Source organism: Pedobacter metabolipauper, assembly GCF_004362715.1.
Taxonomy (GTDB): domain Bacteria; phylum Bacteroidota; class Bacteroidia; order Sphingobacteriales; family Sphingobacteriaceae; genus Pedobacter; species Pedobacter metabolipauper.
The window spans coordinates 721,702-741,049 of the sequence record NZ_SNYC01000004.1 but is presented as its reverse complement, the minus strand read 5'-3'; the positions used below and the strand labels follow the sequence as shown (position 1 = coordinate 741,049).

At 39.6% G+C, this 19,348-nt stretch carries 18 protein-coding genes; all 18 read right to left on the bottom strand.

Features of this window, described 5'->3' with window-relative positions; all coding sequences use genetic code 11:
- Positions 1-11 precede the first annotated feature (11 nt).
- The 18 genes from fucP to ATK78_RS09850 all read right to left on the bottom strand — a co-directional run bounded on the left by fucP (position 12) and on the right by ATK78_RS09850 (position 19,324).
- Positions 12-1,274, bottom strand: a complete 1,263-nt coding sequence (gene fucP / locus ATK78_RS09935) for an L-fucose:H+ symporter permease (protein ID WP_133575930.1) — start codon at positions 1,272-1,274, stop codon at positions 12-14.
- A 450-nt stretch (positions 1,275-1,724) separates the two neighbouring features.
- Positions 1,725-3,866, bottom strand: coding sequence for an alpha-L-fucosidase (locus ATK78_RS09930; protein WP_133575929.1), 2,142 nt, complete (start codon positions 3,864-3,866; stop codon positions 1,725-1,727).
- Positions 3,867-4,318: 452 nt separating this feature from the next.
- Entirely contained in the window at positions 4,319-5,785 is a 1,467-nt protein-coding gene (locus tag ATK78_RS09925; RefSeq protein ID WP_133575928.1) for a TlpA family protein disulfide reductase, read from the bottom strand.
- A gap of 33 nt (positions 5,786-5,818) precedes the next feature.
- The gene (locus tag ATK78_RS09920; protein ID WP_133575927.1) at positions 5,819-6,346 is read right to left on the bottom strand and encodes a hypothetical protein; all 528 of its coding nucleotides are present in this window, start codon (positions 6,344-6,346) and stop codon (positions 5,819-5,821) included.
- Between the two features lie 6 nt (positions 6,347-6,352).
- Positions 6,353-7,198 (bottom strand): GIN domain-containing protein, encoded by an 846-nt coding sequence (locus ATK78_RS09915; protein ID WP_133575926.1) that lies wholly within the window; start codon positions 7,196-7,198, stop codon positions 6,353-6,355.
- Positions 7,199-7,219: 21 nt separating this feature from the next.
- Positions 7,220-7,597: a GntR family transcriptional regulator gene (locus tag ATK78_RS09910; protein ID WP_133575925.1), complete on the bottom strand. Its 378-nt coding sequence runs from the start codon at positions 7,595-7,597 to the stop codon at positions 7,220-7,222.
- A 10-nt stretch (positions 7,598-7,607) separates the two neighbouring features.
- Positions 7,608-8,414 (bottom strand): hypothetical protein, encoded by an 807-nt coding sequence (locus ATK78_RS09905; protein WP_133575924.1) that lies wholly within the window; start codon positions 8,412-8,414, stop codon positions 7,608-7,610.
- Between the two features lie 6 nt (positions 8,415-8,420).
- The gene (locus tag ATK78_RS09900) at positions 8,421-9,248 is read right to left on the bottom strand and encodes an ABC transporter ATP-binding protein (RefSeq protein WP_133575923.1); all 828 of its coding nucleotides are present in this window, start codon (positions 9,246-9,248) and stop codon (positions 8,421-8,423) included.
- 266 nt (positions 9,249-9,514) lie between these two features.
- Positions 9,515-10,378 carry a glucose-1-phosphate thymidylyltransferase RfbA gene (rfbA, locus tag ATK78_RS09895; RefSeq protein ID WP_133575922.1) on the bottom strand — a complete coding sequence of 288 codons (864 nt, stop codon included), beginning with the start codon at positions 10,376-10,378 and terminating at the stop codon, positions 9,515-9,517.
- A 79-nt stretch (positions 10,379-10,457) separates the two neighbouring features.
- Entirely contained in the window at positions 10,458-11,021 is a 564-nt protein-coding gene (locus ATK78_RS09890; protein ID WP_133575921.1) for a DUF3109 family protein, read from the bottom strand.
- A 1-nt stretch (position 11,022) separates the two neighbouring features.
- Entirely contained in the window at positions 11,023-11,799 is a 777-nt protein-coding gene (locus tag ATK78_RS09885; protein WP_133575920.1) for a DUF3108 domain-containing protein, read from the bottom strand.
- Between the two features lie 29 nt (positions 11,800-11,828).
- Positions 11,829-12,344 (bottom strand): DUF2480 family protein, encoded by a 516-nt coding sequence (locus tag ATK78_RS09880; protein WP_133575919.1) that lies wholly within the window; start codon positions 12,342-12,344, stop codon positions 11,829-11,831.
- Positions 12,345-12,412: 68 nt separating this feature from the next.
- On the bottom strand, positions 12,413-14,509 hold the full coding sequence (locus ATK78_RS09875; RefSeq protein WP_133575918.1) for a peptidylprolyl isomerase: 2,097 nt from the start codon (positions 14,507-14,509) through the stop codon (positions 12,413-12,415).
- A 125-nt stretch (positions 14,510-14,634) separates the two neighbouring features.
- Positions 14,635-15,207 (bottom strand): LPS export ABC transporter periplasmic protein LptC, encoded by a 573-nt coding sequence (gene lptC / locus ATK78_RS09870; protein ID WP_133575917.1) that lies wholly within the window; start codon positions 15,205-15,207, stop codon positions 14,635-14,637.
- A complete protein-coding gene (locus ATK78_RS09865) occupies positions 15,207-16,529 on the bottom strand; it encodes a hypothetical protein (protein WP_243732491.1) in 1,323 nt (440 codons plus the stop codon). The genes lptC and ATK78_RS09865 overlap by 1 nt, the downstream gene beginning before the upstream one ends.
- Positions 16,492-17,247 (bottom strand): type III pantothenate kinase, encoded by a 756-nt coding sequence (locus tag ATK78_RS09860; RefSeq protein ID WP_133575916.1) that lies wholly within the window; start codon positions 17,245-17,247, stop codon positions 16,492-16,494. The genes ATK78_RS09865 and ATK78_RS09860 overlap by 38 nt, the downstream gene beginning before the upstream one ends.
- Before the next feature lie 80 nt (positions 17,248-17,327).
- On the bottom strand, positions 17,328-18,308 hold the full coding sequence (locus ATK78_RS09855) for a DUF6427 family protein (protein ID WP_133575915.1): 981 nt from the start codon (positions 18,306-18,308) through the stop codon (positions 17,328-17,330).
- Positions 18,309-18,337: 29 nt separating this feature from the next.
- Positions 18,338-19,324 (bottom strand): glycosyltransferase family protein, encoded by a 987-nt coding sequence (locus tag ATK78_RS09850; RefSeq protein WP_133575914.1) that lies wholly within the window; start codon positions 19,322-19,324, stop codon positions 18,338-18,340.
- Positions 19,325-19,348: the final 24 nt, after the last annotated feature.

The following is a 19,348-nucleotide window of genomic DNA, read 5'->3' as shown; positions in this document are numbered from 1 at the left end:
ACCTATTCCTGCTATGCTGCAACACGGTTCGGAATTACCTTGTGTCCTTTTACTGCAAACATAAACACGACTACAAAACAAACCAATGGCACTACGTAGCCTATTTGTATGTCTGTTCTATCCGCAATATATGCCATTATTGGCGGCAGGACTGCCCCTCCCGCAATTGACATGATGATGAGGCTGCTTCCAAATTTGGTGTCCCTACCCAGATCTTTTATGCCTAGCGAAAAGATGGTTGGGAACATGATCGACATAAAGAAGGCTATTCCTATTACTGCGTATAATGCGACTGTTCCTGCTGATGTTATGGCAACTACAGAAAGGAATATACAGATCACTGAATATATTGCGAGCAGCTTTTCTGCTTTGATAAAACGCATTAGAAATGTTCCTGCAAAGCGCCCGATCATAAATGCCAGTCCAATGCCATAGCCTGAATATTTTGCCGCCGTCTGCTGATCAATCCCCGCCGCTTTGGTGGCATACAAGATAAACAGGCTAAATACACAAACCTGCGCACCTACGTAGAAGAACTGGCTTACTATTGCCCAGTTTAAGTGCCTGTATGTAAACGCACGAAGGAACGAGCTTATCCAACTTTCTTTTTGATCTTCTTCTTCTGTTTCCACAATTTCAGGAAGCTTTAAAAAGCTAAAAATGACCGCGATTACCAAGATCACTATTCCCAAGATCAAATATGGCATTTTTACTGTTGATGCTTCCGATGCCAGTGCGATCTTCCTGGCAGACTCTGTCATGCTTTGCAGCTGCTTTTCTGATACTCCTTTTACGAGGATGATCTTTGCTCCTATAATGGGTGCCAATGTAGCTGCTAGTCCGTTGAATGATTGGGCAAAGTTTAGCCTAAAGGTTGCACTTTCCGGTGCTCCCAGTAATGATGCATACGGATTTGCTGCTGTCTCTAATATCGTTAATCCACAGGCAATGATAAACAATGCTCCTAAAAAGAAGGCATACATTTGTGTATTTGCTGCCGGAATGAATAAAAAAGAGCCTATTGCAAACAAGCCCAGTCCAATAATGATCCCCATTTTATATCCATATTTTTTCATAATGAAGCCCGCAGGGAGCGCCATCAGAAAATAAGCTATAAACAATGCGGAGTCTACCAGTGACGCTTCTAACGTACTCAGGCTAAATGATCGTTTTAAATGTGGTATCAACACCGGGTCCAGATTGTGCACAAACCCCCACATAAAAAATAAGGAGGTGATCATTATAAATGGAAACAGGTAACGGTTCTTTGTCATACACTATATTTGGTTCATCAAAGTAAGCGTTTTTTGATGCCGATTATTTTATCATTTTGACTAAGTGTTAAGCGATTTTACCAAATTTAAAAGGTAAAATAAGAGGCAAAATAAGCATTCTCACTCTGAGGCTGCATTATTCCGATGAAATGGTAAAACAAGCGTTCTCACTCTGAGGCTGCATTATTCCGATGAAGAATCGGAAGAACGCTATGCCTCTTCGGAGAAGCTAATTTTACTTCTTATAATTTTGGAAGGATGAATCTGTTAAGGAAGAGAATTATCTAGTCAATTTTTGAGATCATTTTGAAGAATCGGAAGAACGCCAGGCCTTTTTGGAGAATTTAGCCCGATTTTTCATCGGGCCAAAATCATGCAGTCCTGAAGAGAATGCTATTTTATATTCAGATCAGTACCTTTATTTCAGGCTATTACCTTTATTTCAGGTTATTACTTTCTTAATTCCAAACTCAGGTTTGGCAGCCCCAGTGTTGTATGCGGAGAGAATGGCTTGTGCAGCTGCCAGCTAACCGGATAATACTTTCCTTTCTCTACTGAGATTGGTTTAAGTGCTTTATGATACATAACTTGTTCTACATCATTTGCAATTCCTATTACACTGCTTTTTTGGAAGCCATTGTAATACTTAACCACCAATTTATTGATTCCTTTTTTTAATGGGAGCAAAACCACATCTTTTAATGATCTTTCTTTAAATGGATTGTTATGCTCTGCCAATATGATCCCGTTTAGAGATACCGTTACCCCATCACCACTGGTTATACCTACTAAACAGGACTGATCACTTTCTGAACTAATTTCCTGAAGCAGGTAGGTAGCGCTATTTTTATCTGCATTTACTTCATAGGTTTCATTGTTTTTCCAGTCTGTTTTTTTCTCCCATAATGGTGATTTAGCGTTAGGCCATGGTTTGTCTATTGAGATCTGCGACAGATTACCGTGTACTCCTCCTACTCCTGAGTAAAATGAACCGGATTGATACAACGGGCCCCAGGTAATTGCAGCGGGATCGTTCTTTAGCTTTTCTGCATCGCCTCCGGTTAATGATAAGGCCGTTACTTTCCTATTTATTTCTAAATCTATCGTTTTGCCTTTCTCTTCGTTTGTGTAGGCAATTACAGGTGTTAATGTTCCGGTTTGCGTTGGGTTGATTGTCCAGGATTCTTTAACTGTACTTTGATACCGGTTGCCATAATCGATCCCCGAGTTACTATAATGTTTGAATGCATTGTGACCGTTTAGCACTACCGCATTTGTACCTGCCTGGATAATATTTGCGGGTGGTACCTGAAACCCATTTACAAATTCAATGGCGACTACCTTAAACTCATTTTCGATGTTTAACCCTGCGGGAACTGTAATTGTTACTCCTGCTGCATTCTGTGAATATTTTACCTTTTTATTCTCTGCAAGTACAGACACTGACTTTATTTTTCCTGTAAGTCCGGGTAAGGTGATCACATCACCTTCTGGTCTTTTTAACAGGTGAAGATAGATTTTATTTGGTCTGCTGGTTAAGCTGCCCCATTTGAATGAGATGTGAAACGGATCCGGATCTGTGCTGTAAATGGCTTCCTTATTTCTCTCAAGCCACTTACCTATCGTTGTTAATACGCTGGTTTCAAAATCTACTACTGTTCCATCACCTTTAGGGCCTATATTTAGCAGGAAGTTACCACCGCGGCTTACTACCTGAATGAGGCTGGTTAGTTTTTCGCGGACTTTATCTTCTTCCTTTCCTCTTTTTTGAAAGGAACGATAGCCCCATGTTTCATCAAAGAAGGAGGCTGGCGACTGCCAAGGCACACCTATTACATAATCTGGTTCCTGGTTATCACCCATGACATTGAAATCACCCATGTCATTACCGATGCGGCTTCCGATCATACAATTTGGCTGCAGCTTATGTACCAGGTCTCTCAGTTCTTCACTTTCCTTTGAACTTTGGGATCCCATATCGAACCACAGTTCTGATACCGGGCCGTAATTGGTTAACAGTTCAGTGATCTGTTTTTTGTTGTACGCTACATGCTCGGGGGTAATGTAGTCGGAATTGCTTCCTGATATTGGTGATGCTTGCGGATAGTGCCAGTCGATTAGCGAGAAGTAGAGCCCAAAGCGCAATCCACCACGCTTGCAGGCTTCTGAGAGTTCCTTCAGCAAATCTCTTTTGTATGGGCTGAAATCAACTACGTTGAAATCTGTTGTATTTGTTTTAAACATACAAAAGCCATCATGATGTTTAGAGGTAATCACGATGGATCTCATTCCCGCCTTTTTTGCCAGGGAAACGATAGAATCTGGATTCCATTTCTCCGGATTAAAAGTCTTTGCTATTCTTTCATATTCATCGGTGTAGATACCTGCGTGTGCCTGTATCTGCTCGCTTACATTTCTTGTTGCTGGTTTGCCATTCCATACGCCACCGAGCACTGAATATACCCCGAAATGGATGAACATAGAATATTTTTGTTCCTGCCATTCTTTTAATGCTTTTGGATCATGCTGACCGAAAGCAAAGGTATTTGTTAGCAATACGAGCAGCAGTAGAATACCGTGTTTTTGTTTCATTATGTATGTATTATCTGGGTTATTGACACTAAAGCTATTGATTCCTCAATCCCGATCAATTTAATGATTTCAGGGAATTCAAAGAAAGTGAATTAGGATGATTATAATTCTAAATTATTGCCAAATGATTAAGGGATATTGGCATGTAAAATAAGCGTTCTCGCTCTGAGGCTGCATTAATCCGATGAAGGATCGGAAGAACGCTAAGGCCTCTTCGGAGAAACTAATTTTACTTCTCATAATTTTGGAAGGATAATCTATTAGGTAAATAAATTTTGTTGTCAATTTCGGCTGCGCCTCCTCCGGGTAGTAATTTTACAATATAAAATAGCTTCTCTGTAAGGGCATAGCGTTCTTTAGTCCGATTTTTCATCGGACATAAATAATGCAGCCCTGAAGAGAACGCTATTTTATATTGGAGGTTTTAATCAGATAAAAGGTAGTTGTTTTGATTACTCTGCCAGTAATTTAGCGAGGTCGATGGTTTTGGGGCCATCAGCTCTTGGGTCCATGATTTTACCTTCTTTATCAATAAGAATGTATGTTGGCGCAGAATTGGTTTTATACTTAGTTGAAAAGCCTTCGGGGTCGAACATTAATGAGATTCCAACTGAGCCCTGGATTTTGTATTTTTCTACCCATGGCTTCCAGATGTTTTCTCCGGTATCAAAACAGACAGACACAAAGGCAATATCCTGGCGGCCTTTAAACTGATCTACCAGTTTATTCCAGTACGGATATACTTCAGCACAAGGTGTACAGCCAGTAAACCAGGCATCTATATAAATGTATTTTCCTTTCAGGCTACTTAGTTCTATTTTGTTCCCATTTAAATCCTTGTATTGAAATGAGGGGGCCATTTTACCCTTTTTTAAACCATCCAGAAAGTGCATGGCCTTATTTAAGTGCTTTTCCAGTTGTACAAGGGTTGGACGCATGCCTTCCTTTTGACCAGCCGTTTTCATGAACCCAACGATACTTTGGGCATAGTTGGACTTTTCAACGGAACTGAGATCTGTGACGGAATCAAAGCTGGCATTGATCAGCGCAATCTTTAAGATATGGTTACAAAGTATATTCTTTGAATATGCATCGACAACGCGGTTAATTAAGGGGATAAAATTTGCTATGGATGGTTCTATTTCTGTCTGACTTCCAATTAGGGCTGAAAAGCAATCGGCTACAAAATCTAAATAGGAAGCATTTAGCAGCAACTGTGGGTTATTAAAATCTATCTCCTCTGAATATTTAAAGGTTTGGGATGTTGGTTTTCCGGCTTCCTGAAAGTATTTATATTTCCGATGATCAAATTCAAAGTATACCTTTTTTTGAAGGTTTTTGAATACGAAGTTCCATCGCTGCTGCTTTAAGAATTCCTTTTCGGAGATGCTTTTCGTGTTGACGAAATATTTTTCAAGGGCTGTGATCTGATCTGTTGTTACGGAGTCCATTCCTGCAAAATCTTTCGAGCCTGTGATAAAGGAATTGTAGTTGGGATTTCTTTTGGAATAATATTGGTTCAGCTGTTTCCCATTTTCATCGGCAAACGCTAAATACTCCTGTATCCTGGCAAGGTCTCCTTTAAATGCGGTTTTGTTATCAGCGGACGTATAATTCAGGATCAGTTTTTTATTTGGAAAGCCATAGATCATTATGATTTTGGCATCGCTGACTTTAAGTTCTGCGCTGGATGAATATTTATCCAGGTTATACTTGTGCGTAAATGATCCGTCTCTTTTTAAGGTGATCGTATCATGCTCATTAAAAATGTTGTAGCGGTCTTTGTGAGAAAGGATCACAAAATCCTTTGCTGCTCCGGTTATCTTACCTGATATGGTAAAGATCTGTTGTGCGGATCCGGAAAAAACAGGAACTATATTTAAGAGGGCTACGGCAAGGAATGTTATTTTTTTGAGCATAATAATTGAGATTTACCGGTTACGTGTATATTTTTATTCGTCTTTGAGAACTTCCCATTTATCAACTGCCATTGCAAAGCCTTTTTCATTTCCTTCTTCATCTAGTGCAGAGATGGTGCATTTCCCGCTATTAACTTTAATCAGGATTGCCGCAAAGGTTTTTGTGCCATCCGCCTGCGTGATATAACCTTTATATAAGGCCTGACCTCCATCCATTTTTTGGGTTAGGGAGCATTCCGTACTTTCCAGGACTGTATTAAAAGTTACCGGATCACGTTCTGGCATTTTAGCGGCCACATTAATGATCTTCTTTGATGGATACACGATCACTTCCATATCTATTGGTATTTCTTGTCCGTCGGGATTCTTAACCTTGGCGATGTAATATTTGATGTTAGTTTTACACTGATCTGCATTTAGCACTACCTGATTACTTTCCTTATAAGGACTACTCTGGCCTTTTAGCAAGGTGAAGCTTGCAAGTAAAATAAGGGCTGTTCCAATTGTGAGCACGAGCAGGTTTTTAGTTCTGTTTTGAGGCAGGTCATACTTGTTTTCCATGGTCCATTATTTTTTGGATATCATCTGATTTAGATAAGATGCCGGCATATTTACGCTCGTATTGTCTGAAAATTTACCGGAAAAGGCACCTACTTTAATATTTTTGATCAGCAATTGGGTATCGCCTAAGGTATTGATCTCCAACTTACCAATATTAAAATCATTTGGCTGACCGTCTGTTTTAATATCAATATTTGATTTACCGGAAGCATTAATGACCAACCCACTAACGGAGTTTGAATCAAAAAAGAACTGGGAATTCTCTAGTTTAACATTTAAAAAATCAAAGCTGTCATCTCTGTCCACCTGGACTGCCATCACATTATTTGCTGTTAAATTTAGGTTCTTGATTTTTGCATGATCTCCATTAAAAGACAGGGTTCCTGACTTCTCTGCATGAATTTCCAGGGAATCGAGATCTGCTTTAACGACTAAGGCATCTGTATTGGCAACGTTTAATGTTTTTAAGCTTTTCGAATAAACAATGATGCTATACCTTAAATCGTCTCCCTGATCATCGAAGGTAATTTGCAGCTTACCAGCCGGATCCACATTAAATGAGACTTTATCCTGAATATTCCCTGGCATTTTTATTCCGGATTCTTCTCCTTCAACCAGGCGGAGTTCTATAAATTTATTACTTAGTCCGTTGTTTAATATTACCCCATTGAAAGGCTTCTCTATGGCCTTACTTATATAACCTGTAGTTTTAACATTAAGTTTCGACGTATTTGTCCACTCATCACTAGTGATTCTGGGGCTGTCTGTGTTGATGCTAATGGCTATGGTTACGATGGGTACAATGAACATTACTACCGCGAAGGCAATCAATATTTTATTACTTGTTTTCATCTTTAATCGATTTATTTTAAGTTAGGGATTAGTAAATGTCTCTTTAACAAAACTCTGGTAACGGTTTTGCAATTCTTCAAAGCCGATCTCCAGCAGGTAAAGGCTTCTGAAGAACACGGGTAATTCTTCATCCATAAATTGCACCTTACGGTAGTTTTTTACATTTTTTACTGCTTGTTCAGCTATAAAAAAGCCAATGCCCCTTTTATTACTGAGTATATCTTTGTTTTGCAGCAGCTCATAGGTGCGCATTACGGTATTGGGATTAACCTCCAGTTCAACTGCAAGTTCCCGTACTGAGGGAACCTTTTCATCGGCTTTCCATTTACCGAGCAGAATGTGCTCGCACACGTATTCTGCTATTTGAAGGTATATTGCCTTATTATCTCTAAATTCCATACCGTTTTAATTATGCCTCTTTTTCTTTTAAACGAAAATAGGTGGTGATCCAAAAAATCAATGTGATGAGTATGCTGCCAATTAAGATGTACGTTAGTGCATTATTTTTTGAAGCATGATACCCTCCTCCTGTCACAGGATAAAGCTCATGGATCCAGCTTCCAACTTTATAGGTAAAATAGCTAAGCACAGATATGAATACCATGACAGAAATGGCTGTTTTAATGTAATGAAAAGTGTTAAAATAGATAGAACCCAGGAGGAAAACGCTGGTAACCAAAAACGGCACTGCATAAAAGTACGGGAAGACATTGTCTTTTGAAATTTCAGTATAGAAAGACACAATAGACGCTGATTTAAATGTTCCCATAACCGGATCGTTAAAATGAGGAAAGGTCAGTGTTTTCTCCATATAATTCATAAACATGATATCTGTTACAGAGAATATCAGAATGAAGCAAAATATGGTAAGCACTCCTGTGAACAGCACTCCGGCAAGAAATTTCTCAAAGGTTGATGCAGGTGTCATCAATTCTATGATTGACCTTGCCTTTTGGCCCAATACCGCATAATAGCCGCTTGATACGATGCTGATAAATAAAAAGCCAAGGATAATAAACAATGGCAGCCTGAACTGAAGTCTTAGCCGGCCATTATCAAACATTGGAAGGTTCTCGTTTGATGGAATATTAAATGCATAAAATGCAACAAGTAATCCGGCAACGACGAATAAGCTAATCAGGTAGATCTTTCCAAACTCAACCCATTGCCTCTTTAGCAACAGACCAAAGCGGCCGATATTAAATATATTGTTCATAGCTATTTAATTAAAAATGGGTTTTAGTTTTTCCTTATCTGTGATTACGGCATTGAATAGTAACTCTATGTCCAGTCTGCTGTCTTCCTGGTGGTAGTTTGGGAGCAGTGCATTGTATCCGGATAATGAGGGTTCTGAGTAAATCACTGTTTCGTCTAAGTTCCTGATGTTCTTAAAACATAGTTTATCGGTAATCTGGTCTATTGATGCATGCAAAGCCACCTTACTATCATCGAGTATGATTATCGTATCAATCAGGTTGTCCAGATCTCTTACCTGGTGGGTAGATATGATGATGACGCGTTCCTCTGTTAACGCCGATGCCATAATTTTACGGAACTGTGCTTTTGAAGGAATATCAAGTCCGTTTGTTGGCTCATCCATGATGATGAATTTGGCTTGTGTGGCCAAACCAAATGCGATTACAAACTTTTTCTTTTGTCCGTAAGACATATTAACCAGCTTATTATTTGCGGGGATGTCGAATTCAGCCAACAGTGTGCTTAAGTAAGCATGATCGAAGTCCTTATAAAATGGTGCGTTTGCTTTTACGTACGAATCGATCTTTACTGATGGCAGATATAATTCTTCAGGAATAAAGCAGATCTGTGCGAGCAATCCGGGTTGTCTTTTGGCAGGATCAAACCCCATTACACTTAAGGATCCGCTTTGCGCGTAGACCAGGCCCGCCATATTTTTCAGTAAGCTGGATTTTCCTGCACCATTCTTTCCGAGCAAACCATAGATATGTCCGGGGCTAAGCTTCATGCTCATGTTATTAAATAGCAGCTTATCCTTTTTGTAACCAAAATTTAGATTGTCAATTTGTATCATACACTACTGTATTAGTTAAATAATACACTAATGTATCAGATATTTATATACTGTGCAAATTATTTTTGATTTATTTTTTACAAGCAAGATCAATTGAATAATTAATAGGCTTATTTATAGCTAATTACGATGATCATTAAATAAGAAAACCCAACCGGTAATTCGGTCGGGTTCTTCAAAATAAAATCAGCATTCCCGTTCTGAGACTGCATTAATTCTGATGAAGAATCAGAAAGAACGCTTAGCCCTATTCGGAGAAGCTATTTTTATTTTTTAATAATTTTCAATAAATAGGCTCCATACCCACTTTTTACCAGGGGTGTTGCAATTTCTTTTAGTTGTTCTGTGTTGATGAAGCCCATGCGGTAAGCTACTTCTTCAATACATCCTATTTTTAGGCCCTGACGTTCTTCAATAACCTGAACGAATTGTCCGGCCTGCATGAGAGATGCGAAGGTTCCTGTGTCCAGCCAGGCTGTTCCGCGGCTCAATACACCTACTTTTAGCTTGCCTTGTTCCAGGTATACTTTATTGACGTCTGTGATCTCGTATTCTCCACGAGGTGAAGGTTGAATATTCTTAGCGATCTCTACCACAGAGTTGTCGTAGAAATACAATCCTGGTACTGCATAATCGGACTTTGGTGCTACAGGTTTCTCTTCTATAGAGACTGCTGTATTGTGTTCATCAAATTCAACTACGCCATAGCGTTCCGGATCGGATACACGATAGGCAAACACAACACCACCTTCAGGATCTGAGCTGGACTGCAATAGCTTAGCCATACCATCTCCATAAAATATATTATCTCCCAATACGAGGGCTACTTTATCATCACCAATAAAATCAGCACCAATTACAAATGCCTGGGCTAAACCGTTTGGCTGTTCCTGTACGGCATAAGAAAATTTACAGCCTAACCGGCTTCCGTCACCCAATAATTTTTCAAAATTCGGAAGATCATGGGGTGTTGATATGATGAGGATTTCTTTGATACCTGCAAGCATAAGCGTAGATAATGGATAATAGATCATCGGTTTATCATATACCGGCATCATTTGCTTACTCATAACCAGGGTTAAAGGATGCAACCTGGTGCCACTTCCTCCTGCTAAAATTATTCCTTTCAAAATTGTATTGGTTTAAGATTTAAAGTTTATTTTTTTATGGCCCCAGGTTTTTCCGGCACCTTTTTGGTTTTAAGTAATTTTATAGCTCAGCTACGGTTTCTTCCAGGTCTTTGAACCAATCTTCACCGTATTTTCTGATGAGCGGTCCTTTTAAAAACTGATAAACAGGCACTTTCAATTCTCTGCCGAAGGTGCAGGCATCGTGGCAGATGTGCCATCTGTCATAATTGAGTACTTCAAATTCCGGGTATTGCGTAACCCGGATGGGGTATAGATGGCAAGAAATTGGTTTTTGCCAATCGATCAATCCTTGTTCGTATCCTTTTTCTATTCCGCACTTGGTGATGCCATTTTCAAAAGTAACATATGCACATTCCTTATTCCCGCCTACGCAGGGTGTGGTCAGATCTCCATCTGAATCTACTACAGAAGTGCCGTATTCTTCAATTGCGGCAATACCTTTTGGTTCTAAGAGGTGCTGTATTTTTGGATAAATATCTTTTAATATGGCTGTTTCGGCTACATTAAGCGGCGCTCCGGCATCTCCCTCTACACAGCAAATACCTTTACACTTGTTTAGGTTGCATACAAAACTTTCTGTGATGAGGTCTTCATGTACTAATGTATTCTGTACTTCTATCATTTTATTTAACAATTGCCAATGGATATTTTAATCCTTCGGCCGATTTAATTTCCATTACTACTGACCCTACCAGAATCTCAACCTGTGCCTTTACAGGCACCCTGTTGCCATCATCGGTAATCCAGAGATATAATTTACTGTCTTTACGAAAGATTCTCCCTGGTTTTATAGACGGGCTAAATTTCAAACATCTGATCTTCCCTATTTTTGTTTTGATGACTTCTTTACCTACATATTGGATTTCGAGCTGGCTTACTTCATCACTTAAGAAATAGTTCAACTTAACCATGTCACCGATCTTCATTTTTGAGACATCAAGACTTCGGGCAAAATAATAGGAGGATACCAGATCGAATGTTTGGCTTGTTGGGGTTTTAAAGGTTCCCTTTGTAGCCACAACTTTCTGATCGTCCTGGCTAAAGCGCGCCTTATCCGTTCTTCTGTAACTTCCTTCACGAATATTCTCCTGATAGAAATAGGGTTTCAGGTCTTGTTTATCGATATAAGAATCGTAATGATCCCGTATTTTATAGAACACATCAAATGTACCTGATGTTTCACCATCCACACTTAGCCTGTAAGTTGGTTTACCATCAAACTTAAGGTCGGAGTTAAGCACTTTCAGCGTACCTTCTGCAGCGGTTATAAAGCCATATTTCAATTTATACTTTAAAACTTCGCCAGGCTGGAATACCGGTTCTTTTACGAATGGAAGTTCTTGTGCCAAGCTTTTAAAGCTTAGAAATGCGATAAAAATAAACACAAATGATTTTCTCATACCTAAGCTAAACAAAAAACTCTTCAAAATTAATCTTTACGCTTATAGATGGGCACAGTTGAGCAGGGTTCTCCATACATTATACTCTTTACTACAGGCGTAAGCAAGTTAGTAATTTCTACGTAAGCTGCAACAGGAACTTCTATATCTGCACACCCTTTAATCACTACGCGCTCTCCTGCGAACTTATCCAGGTCGATTTTAGACAATGCTTTGGTAAATAATACTGCTTCCAGGATCTCCAGACTGCCAAATACAACTTCATTGGCAAAGGGTTTCATCTTGTTGGCCAGAAGCATATATGCCCAGGTGGGTACAATGGCATCTGCACTGCAAATGACCGCTACATTTTTACCGGTATAAATTGCCCAGTCGTGTGTTTTTATAAATTCGCGAAAATCCTTTTCGCGCAGCATCAGTCCATGAAAAAGGTTATCCTTTATATCATAAATCAATCTTTCGCCCTGGTCAAAGTATTCTTCAAGGTTAAAAGTTATTAGACCACTGGCTGCTACCTTATTGACAAAATTTTCCTGAATATCCATTGCAAATCCATTTATAATAAAAAACCGGAAGTGAGACACTTCCGGTTGCAAAATTACGTAAAATAAGATTAATAGAATTTCACCCTATTGTCTTTTATCTTGCTTTTATCTTGTAGCGCCTGGAATGCGGCACCTAAAGCACGCTGAGCAGTTGTCTGCATCATGGTTTCTTTTTGTTTATAGGTATTTGCTAATGGTGCCGGGTTACCAAATCCATCTACAACGAATGCGTATACACCTGCATCGCCTTCAATTGATTTTGATAATTTTCCTGGCTGAGATCCAAAAACAGTACCTACTAATTTATTTTCCTGAGATGCTCCCGGAACGATCGGACTGGCGAATACAATGTTTTGTACCGGCATTACTGGTTTACCCAATTTCTGAGCTACCTGATTAATGTTTGCCGCACCTTGTAATGCCTGATCCATTTTCTCTTTCAGCATTCTGGATTTTACTGCATTGCGAACCATTGGTTCAATGTCTTTTTTAACAGCTTCTAATGGAAGGGTACCTTTTGGTCTGATCGCTGTTACACGGGCAATAACAAACGCATTATCCATTTGGTACACCTGATCAAGAACATCGCCCTGATCTGCATTATAGGCATCACGAATTAGCTGACGCGGATTATCTAATCCAGGAGCAAAACCTTGTGTTGGTGTGATCTTATCTGCTACCGCTACTGTATATCCTTTTTTCTGTGCCAGTTCAGCAAAATTTCCGTCCTTAACTTCAGAAAGGAAGGTACTTGCTTTTTTATAAGCAGCATCTTTCGTTTTATTGCTGGATTCTAAATTTTTCTCTATGTAAGCCAGTTTAGCCACTTTAGATGACCCGATTTGTTTTTCAATTTTCATTAAGTGCACTCCAAACTGAGAAGTCACTACTTTAAGATCACCTACACTGCCATCAAAGGCTGCATTTTCAAATTCAGGCACCATTTGTCCGCGGGCAAATGCAGGCATTTCGCCTCCTTTATCTTTAGAACCATCTACACTGTATTGTAAAGCTAAAGCGGCAAAGCTAGCTCCTTTTTGAACCAGTGTTTTTAATGAATCTGCCATTTTACGGGCCACATCTACGCCACCCATTTTACTTGCATCTAACAGGATGTGGCTTGCTTTTACTGAATCTGGTGAGAAGCGTGTGCTTACTACCTTTACCAGCTTGTATGAGGTACCAGAAAATGCAGGGCCATAGAAGCTGCCTGCAGGCAGATTAAATACGGCTGAATCTACTGCGGGATCCAGTTTTCCTTTATTGATGTATACAAAAGGAACTTTAACGTCAGAATTTACTGCAGCGAACAAAGAGTCATTTGCTGCTGTTCTGAAGTCAACTGCTAATTTTTCAATTTGTGCTTTAACTGCTGCAGAATCTTCTTTAGTTGGGTTTACACTGAATGAAACGTATTCAAATGTGCGTGTCTCTGTAGGATTCTCGAAACGTTTTTTGTTTTTGTCGTAAAAATCTGAGTAATCTGCATCTGTAAGTTTAACGCTTGCATCTGGAACCGATGCGAAATCAAGACCTACATATTTAAAGTTTGCTACTTTATTACGGCCTACATATTCGTCATTCGCTTCTAATGAAGTTACATAAACGGAGTTACGAATCAGGTTGGTATACTTGATCTGAAGTGTTTGTTTAATGATCTCTGCTTCGATTGCCAATAACTGAGGTTTCATTTTAGGATCTTTAAGACCTTCTTTGAAAACTTTGATTACCTGATTACGGTCAAACTCACCTGTTTGTGGGTTACCGAAGTACTGAACAATCAGCGGGCTTGGTTTAGGGCCCTGAACGAGGTCAAAAGATTCCTGTGCGGAAACCGTTAAACCCAAACGGGTATATTCTTTTCCTAAAAGGACATTGGCTACTTCTCCCTGCCATACGTTATCTACGGCCATAGCCTGCATCTGAGCATTGCCTGAACCGCCATATTGTTGTTTAAACTGAGCTAAGCTTTGATCAACCTTAGGTCCAAACTGATCGATATTTATTTCTTCACCGTCAATTGATCCTACAACTTTTTGAGATTCGGCCCAAAATGGCTTACCCACGTTAATTGCATCACCAACTAAAAATGCAACAATTGCAAAACCAATGGCTCCTATAAGGATATAGCCTGCACGATTCCGCAAAAATGTCATTAATCCCATAATATTCTTATTTATAATTTTTTTTAAGAGGGCGCAAGATACAACTTTTGCGAAAAAAAGAAAACATTAAATGTGATTTGAATAAGTATTTAAAAATTAGGGATTAAGGGCGCTGGATTACCTGCCTATTGTCCGAAATTTTCAGGCACATATATTTCTCCGGAAGCGTTCTCATAGGTGATGGTACTAAAGTCTTCTGTAGCGGTAAACTTGACCGCATTAAGCACAGTTCCATCTGGCCTGGTTACGATTCCCTTTGGAGAAAAGAACATTTTTTTATTCTGGTCCCAAATCAGTTCTTCGGTATTAAAGGTCATAGATTCATTCACTACAACCACATTTCTTCTGAATGTTGCTGTTTTTTCCAGATCACGCATAATGGCGTAATCTGAGGTGATAGAGCCCTTGATGGTTAGCGAATCACTGTAAAAGTTAATCTTAACCCCCTTTGGCATCTCCTGATATCCTGCGCTTCCATTTAAAGGTGTAACCTTATCGAGTATTGGAGCAAAGCCCTGTGCTTTTACTTTAGCAGAGTCACTATAAATGATATCAACCTTTAAGGTACGGTCTGTATTTAAGCTGACCGTATCTGACAGTTTAGGTGCATTTTTAAGGTCATCTTCTCCGCATGAGCTTAAACAAACCTGCAGAAAGCAAAGTATAATACTACTATATATTATACCACGGAGTCTCATTAGTTGAACTTATATCTTCTAAACCAGGTATCGTTAAGTGTAAAGCCCAAATGGATATTGAAATAACTTTCCTGAACCAGTGAGTTGCTCAACGTTCCCCTTCTGCCCAATTCTGCTGTAAGGTTCATTTTATATGCTGAGGTTCTGGAAGTAACATTCGGTGCCAATGGGAGACCTAATCCAAATGTAAATGCCCTTTGGTTGATATCCTGATCCTGAAGCATGATGTAGGTCTTATCGTATTGGAATCCTATGCGGTATTCTATACGTTTAAAATAGTTATTTATAGATGTGAAATCTGGTGTGATCTGTGCACCCAATGAGTAGCCCCAGCTATCCTGCAATACATCGTTGTCTCCCGGAATGATCAGATTTGACCATTTTCCGGTTCTATAATCAGCACCAACCATCCACTTGTTATCTTTCTGGTAGGTAAAGCCAAAGTTATGTGTAATTGGCAATCTAAGTTTAGATTTAGCACCCTGTATGTTGGATACGGTATCAAGGGCTGTGCTTTCTTCCCCGAGTGCATCTGTAAGATATCGGGTTGCTATATACGTCCTTTCAGAGTTGATTGAAGAGGATGATGAGCCAGAATAACCTAATGTTATACTTTTTCTTCTCCCCAATGGAATTGAATACTGGGCACCATAGGAGTAAGAAATACCCCCAACGCTATTTTTGTTTTGTACCCTCGAATTTATTGAGGGTGCAAATTGTGGTTCAAAGGAACGGCTCTCTAACAGATTACCAAAAATATACTCCACATTTCCCCCTACTCTGAAATGATCACCAATTTGCTGACCAAAACCGATATATGCTTTGGTTAATCCACCTTCTCCTGAGTTCAGATACTTATAGGTATTTCCATCGGCAAGGGTTTCTGATTCTGTATATGAGTAGCCCAGCTGTGTGTATGGGAGGATCCCGAAACTAACTGCTGATTTACCGCTTACAACCGGGAAGGCAATTGCAAGATGGCCCAGGGTAGAGTTAAAGCTTTTTTCAGTGGCACTATTGGTTTTTAATTCTGTAAAACCACCAGAAAGGCCCATGTCAAGGGTAGTATGTGTGATACCAGGATAAGAAGCCGGATTCTGCATATTGATATTGCTGTATCCGTTAGGCGTGAACACTCCTGAAGAGATTCCGCCCATTGCCCTTAACTGCGGTAGCAGCGATCCTCTTACGTTTCCAAGTCCATATCTTGAATATGGTGACTGTGTGGTAACCTGCGCGTTAACAGAGATACTGGTAAGTACTATTAATACTGCCGTTATATAATTAATTCTTTTGTACATATTCAAATGCAATGACTTCATTTAATCCTTTTAATACTAAATAGGGATCGTGTATAATTTGAGGCGCAAAGATGCTGTTTTTTAATTGCTCTGACAAAAAAGCTGCATCTCCTCCCGTAATTAATACGACCAGTTCTTTATTTTTTTTATTTTGATGGGCTATAAAGCCTTCAATTTCATTTCTAATTCCAAACAGCACTCCACTTTTTATGGCAGAGATGGTGTCTGTTCCTACTTCTGCTCCATCCTCACTTTTATCCCATTGAATGTGGGGTAACCTGCGCGTAAAGTGGTTTAATGCATCAAAACGCATATGTATTCCCAAGCTTATACTACCACCTTCATACTCACTTTCTGCCCTGAGCAGATCATAAGTGATACATGTTCCTGCATCAATTATAAAACAATTCCTTTTTGGGTAATAAAAATGGGAGGCAATAACTTTTGCCCATCTATCTAACCCTAATGTTGCCGGTGTTTTGTAATTATTCTTTATTCCTTTGCCGATTGAAGTAGAAAACGGAACGTAATTGGTGGTTGTCCTTAAGATCTCCACGGTTTCATCCAGTGCTTCACCAACACTTGAACTGGTTGAATTAACGATGTGATACTCCTTAATCAGATCATCAAGTACGGCTGGTGTAATTTGCTTATGACTTTGGTAGTTGACCAGCGTTCTTCCATTAAAGACTGCCAGTTTGCTATTTGTATTACCTATATCTATAACAAGATTATGCATTCCTTACAGCTACTCCAAACTTCATGTCACAAAGCTATTAATCTTTAGCAAGTTTCAAGGCGTCAAATTGTTAAAAAAAGTTAAACAAACAAAAAGTACTGAATGGTAACCACAAAGATTAAGAAGAGACTCTCATAAAACCATCTTTTTGTGGCGTTACTGAAGTAATAGGCCAGCAATACTGCCCCTGGCGGAACGCATAACAGGAAGTGGTGCAGTCTAAAATCCGGCTTGGTATAAAAGCTGACCAGCCCAACCAGGAACATAAAGAACAGCATCTGAAATGCTTTTCTTGTGCTGATAAAACTTCTGAAAAAGTTTTCACGCAGCTGCAGGGAAGCCAATATCAGCATCACTAATACAGGCACCAGCACCAGGTAATCGTCATAATTAATTTTAAAGACCGAAGGAAATTTATTACCCAGCGGAAGCCAGATCTTGTAGAACATGGAGATGCTATCGTTCCAGTAATAATATACGGCTAAAAAGAAGAATATCGTTAAAAATCCAACGAGGCCGGATAACCATTCTCTGAGATCAAAAGAGCGGTAAAGCAGCAGTGTTAACCAGATCATGACCAGCATCACAATGAATGGAAAATAAATCAGGGTCCCAATGGCTATGATCATCCCAATATCGAACATGGGCATAATTGCGGTGGTTGATTTTCCTATTTTCAGGAATTTATCCATGATCCAGATGAGCAGAAAATTGCAGATCAGGGTTGGACTAAGTACCAGGAACGGCATAAAAAGACTGGCTGATGTGATGTATAGCAATGCGGGTAAATAACCGGGCTTGGTTAACAGCACGTGGTTATTGATCACCCGGTTGAAAAGTATGGCCTGAACATAGATAATGATAGCGGCAAAAAAAACATTTGTTGCCGGGGACAATACTTCTCCGATAGGAATATGAATCAGGAATTTTGCATAAGGTTCCAAAAATTCGAATTGCAATGCGGACGGGAGTTCAGCAAATATTGCCATTCGCATAAAAAAGGTATATGCAAATAACAGGAGCAGGTTTATGGGATTTAAATTTCTGAATTGATTGATCATGCCTGTATACTAAGGCAAAGTAAAGCAAATTATCTGGCAAACTGCTTTACAACTTTATCAATTATCGAAGCGGTTTCATCGGGGAAATGAAACTGATGTTCTTGTGGATTGCTTACCCAGCTTTTTATAATTGGCAACCAATTTTTGTTGCTGCCCCAAATTACAGGCAGTCCAAATTGTTTTAGTGCAAAGGCATTGCATTGCTGTTCATATTGGAATTTCATGGGCATTACCAGCAGTTTTTTGCCCATGTGTAATGCTTCTGCAGGGCCTTCAAATCCACCACCGGTAAATAAACCGGCACATGATGCAAGGCTTTCATTAAACAGTTCGTTGTTAACAGGTGATACCTGAACATTGCCGTCTGTATAACTCAGTTTTGTATGTTTTGAAAACACCTGCCATTTTATTAGCGGAAGCTGTTTCAGCACCGGAACAAGGTCTTTGTCATCTATGGCGGGCAGGTATACGGTATAATGACCGAGGTTGGTTACGATCTGATTTCGAATCTCTGCGCGGATAACGGGTGTATAAATAAAATCATCATACCGGTCAAAATGAAAGCCTACGTAATGTGTTGCAGGGGCATAGTACTTCATAACCAGTTGTGCCCAATCTACACTTTTGGGCTTGGGTACCAGTTTTGACTGAAAGGATGCCTGGTGACTTAGACCAACACTTTGTACACGCTGCTGTTTACACGCCCATGCGGTTACCGGTTCAAAATCATTAAGGATCAGATTGTATGTTTTTAGCGGGAGGCTGCGCATGTCTTTAACAAACCGGGGAAGGTTCATGGTTTTCATGGTTTCGTAGTGATTAACGCCTCCTTTTTTACCAAAAATAAAGCTAAAGCCATGCAACTGATATTTAACATCCTGTGTTAATTTGACATCAGCCTGTGTACCACTAATGAGCAGGTCTACTTCCCCGTGCTGCTGCAGCAAAGGTACGATCTCCCTTGCCCGGCTGACGTGACCATTGCCTGTTCCCTGAATCGCATATAAGATTTTCATCTGCCCCGAATATCAGTAATTTTT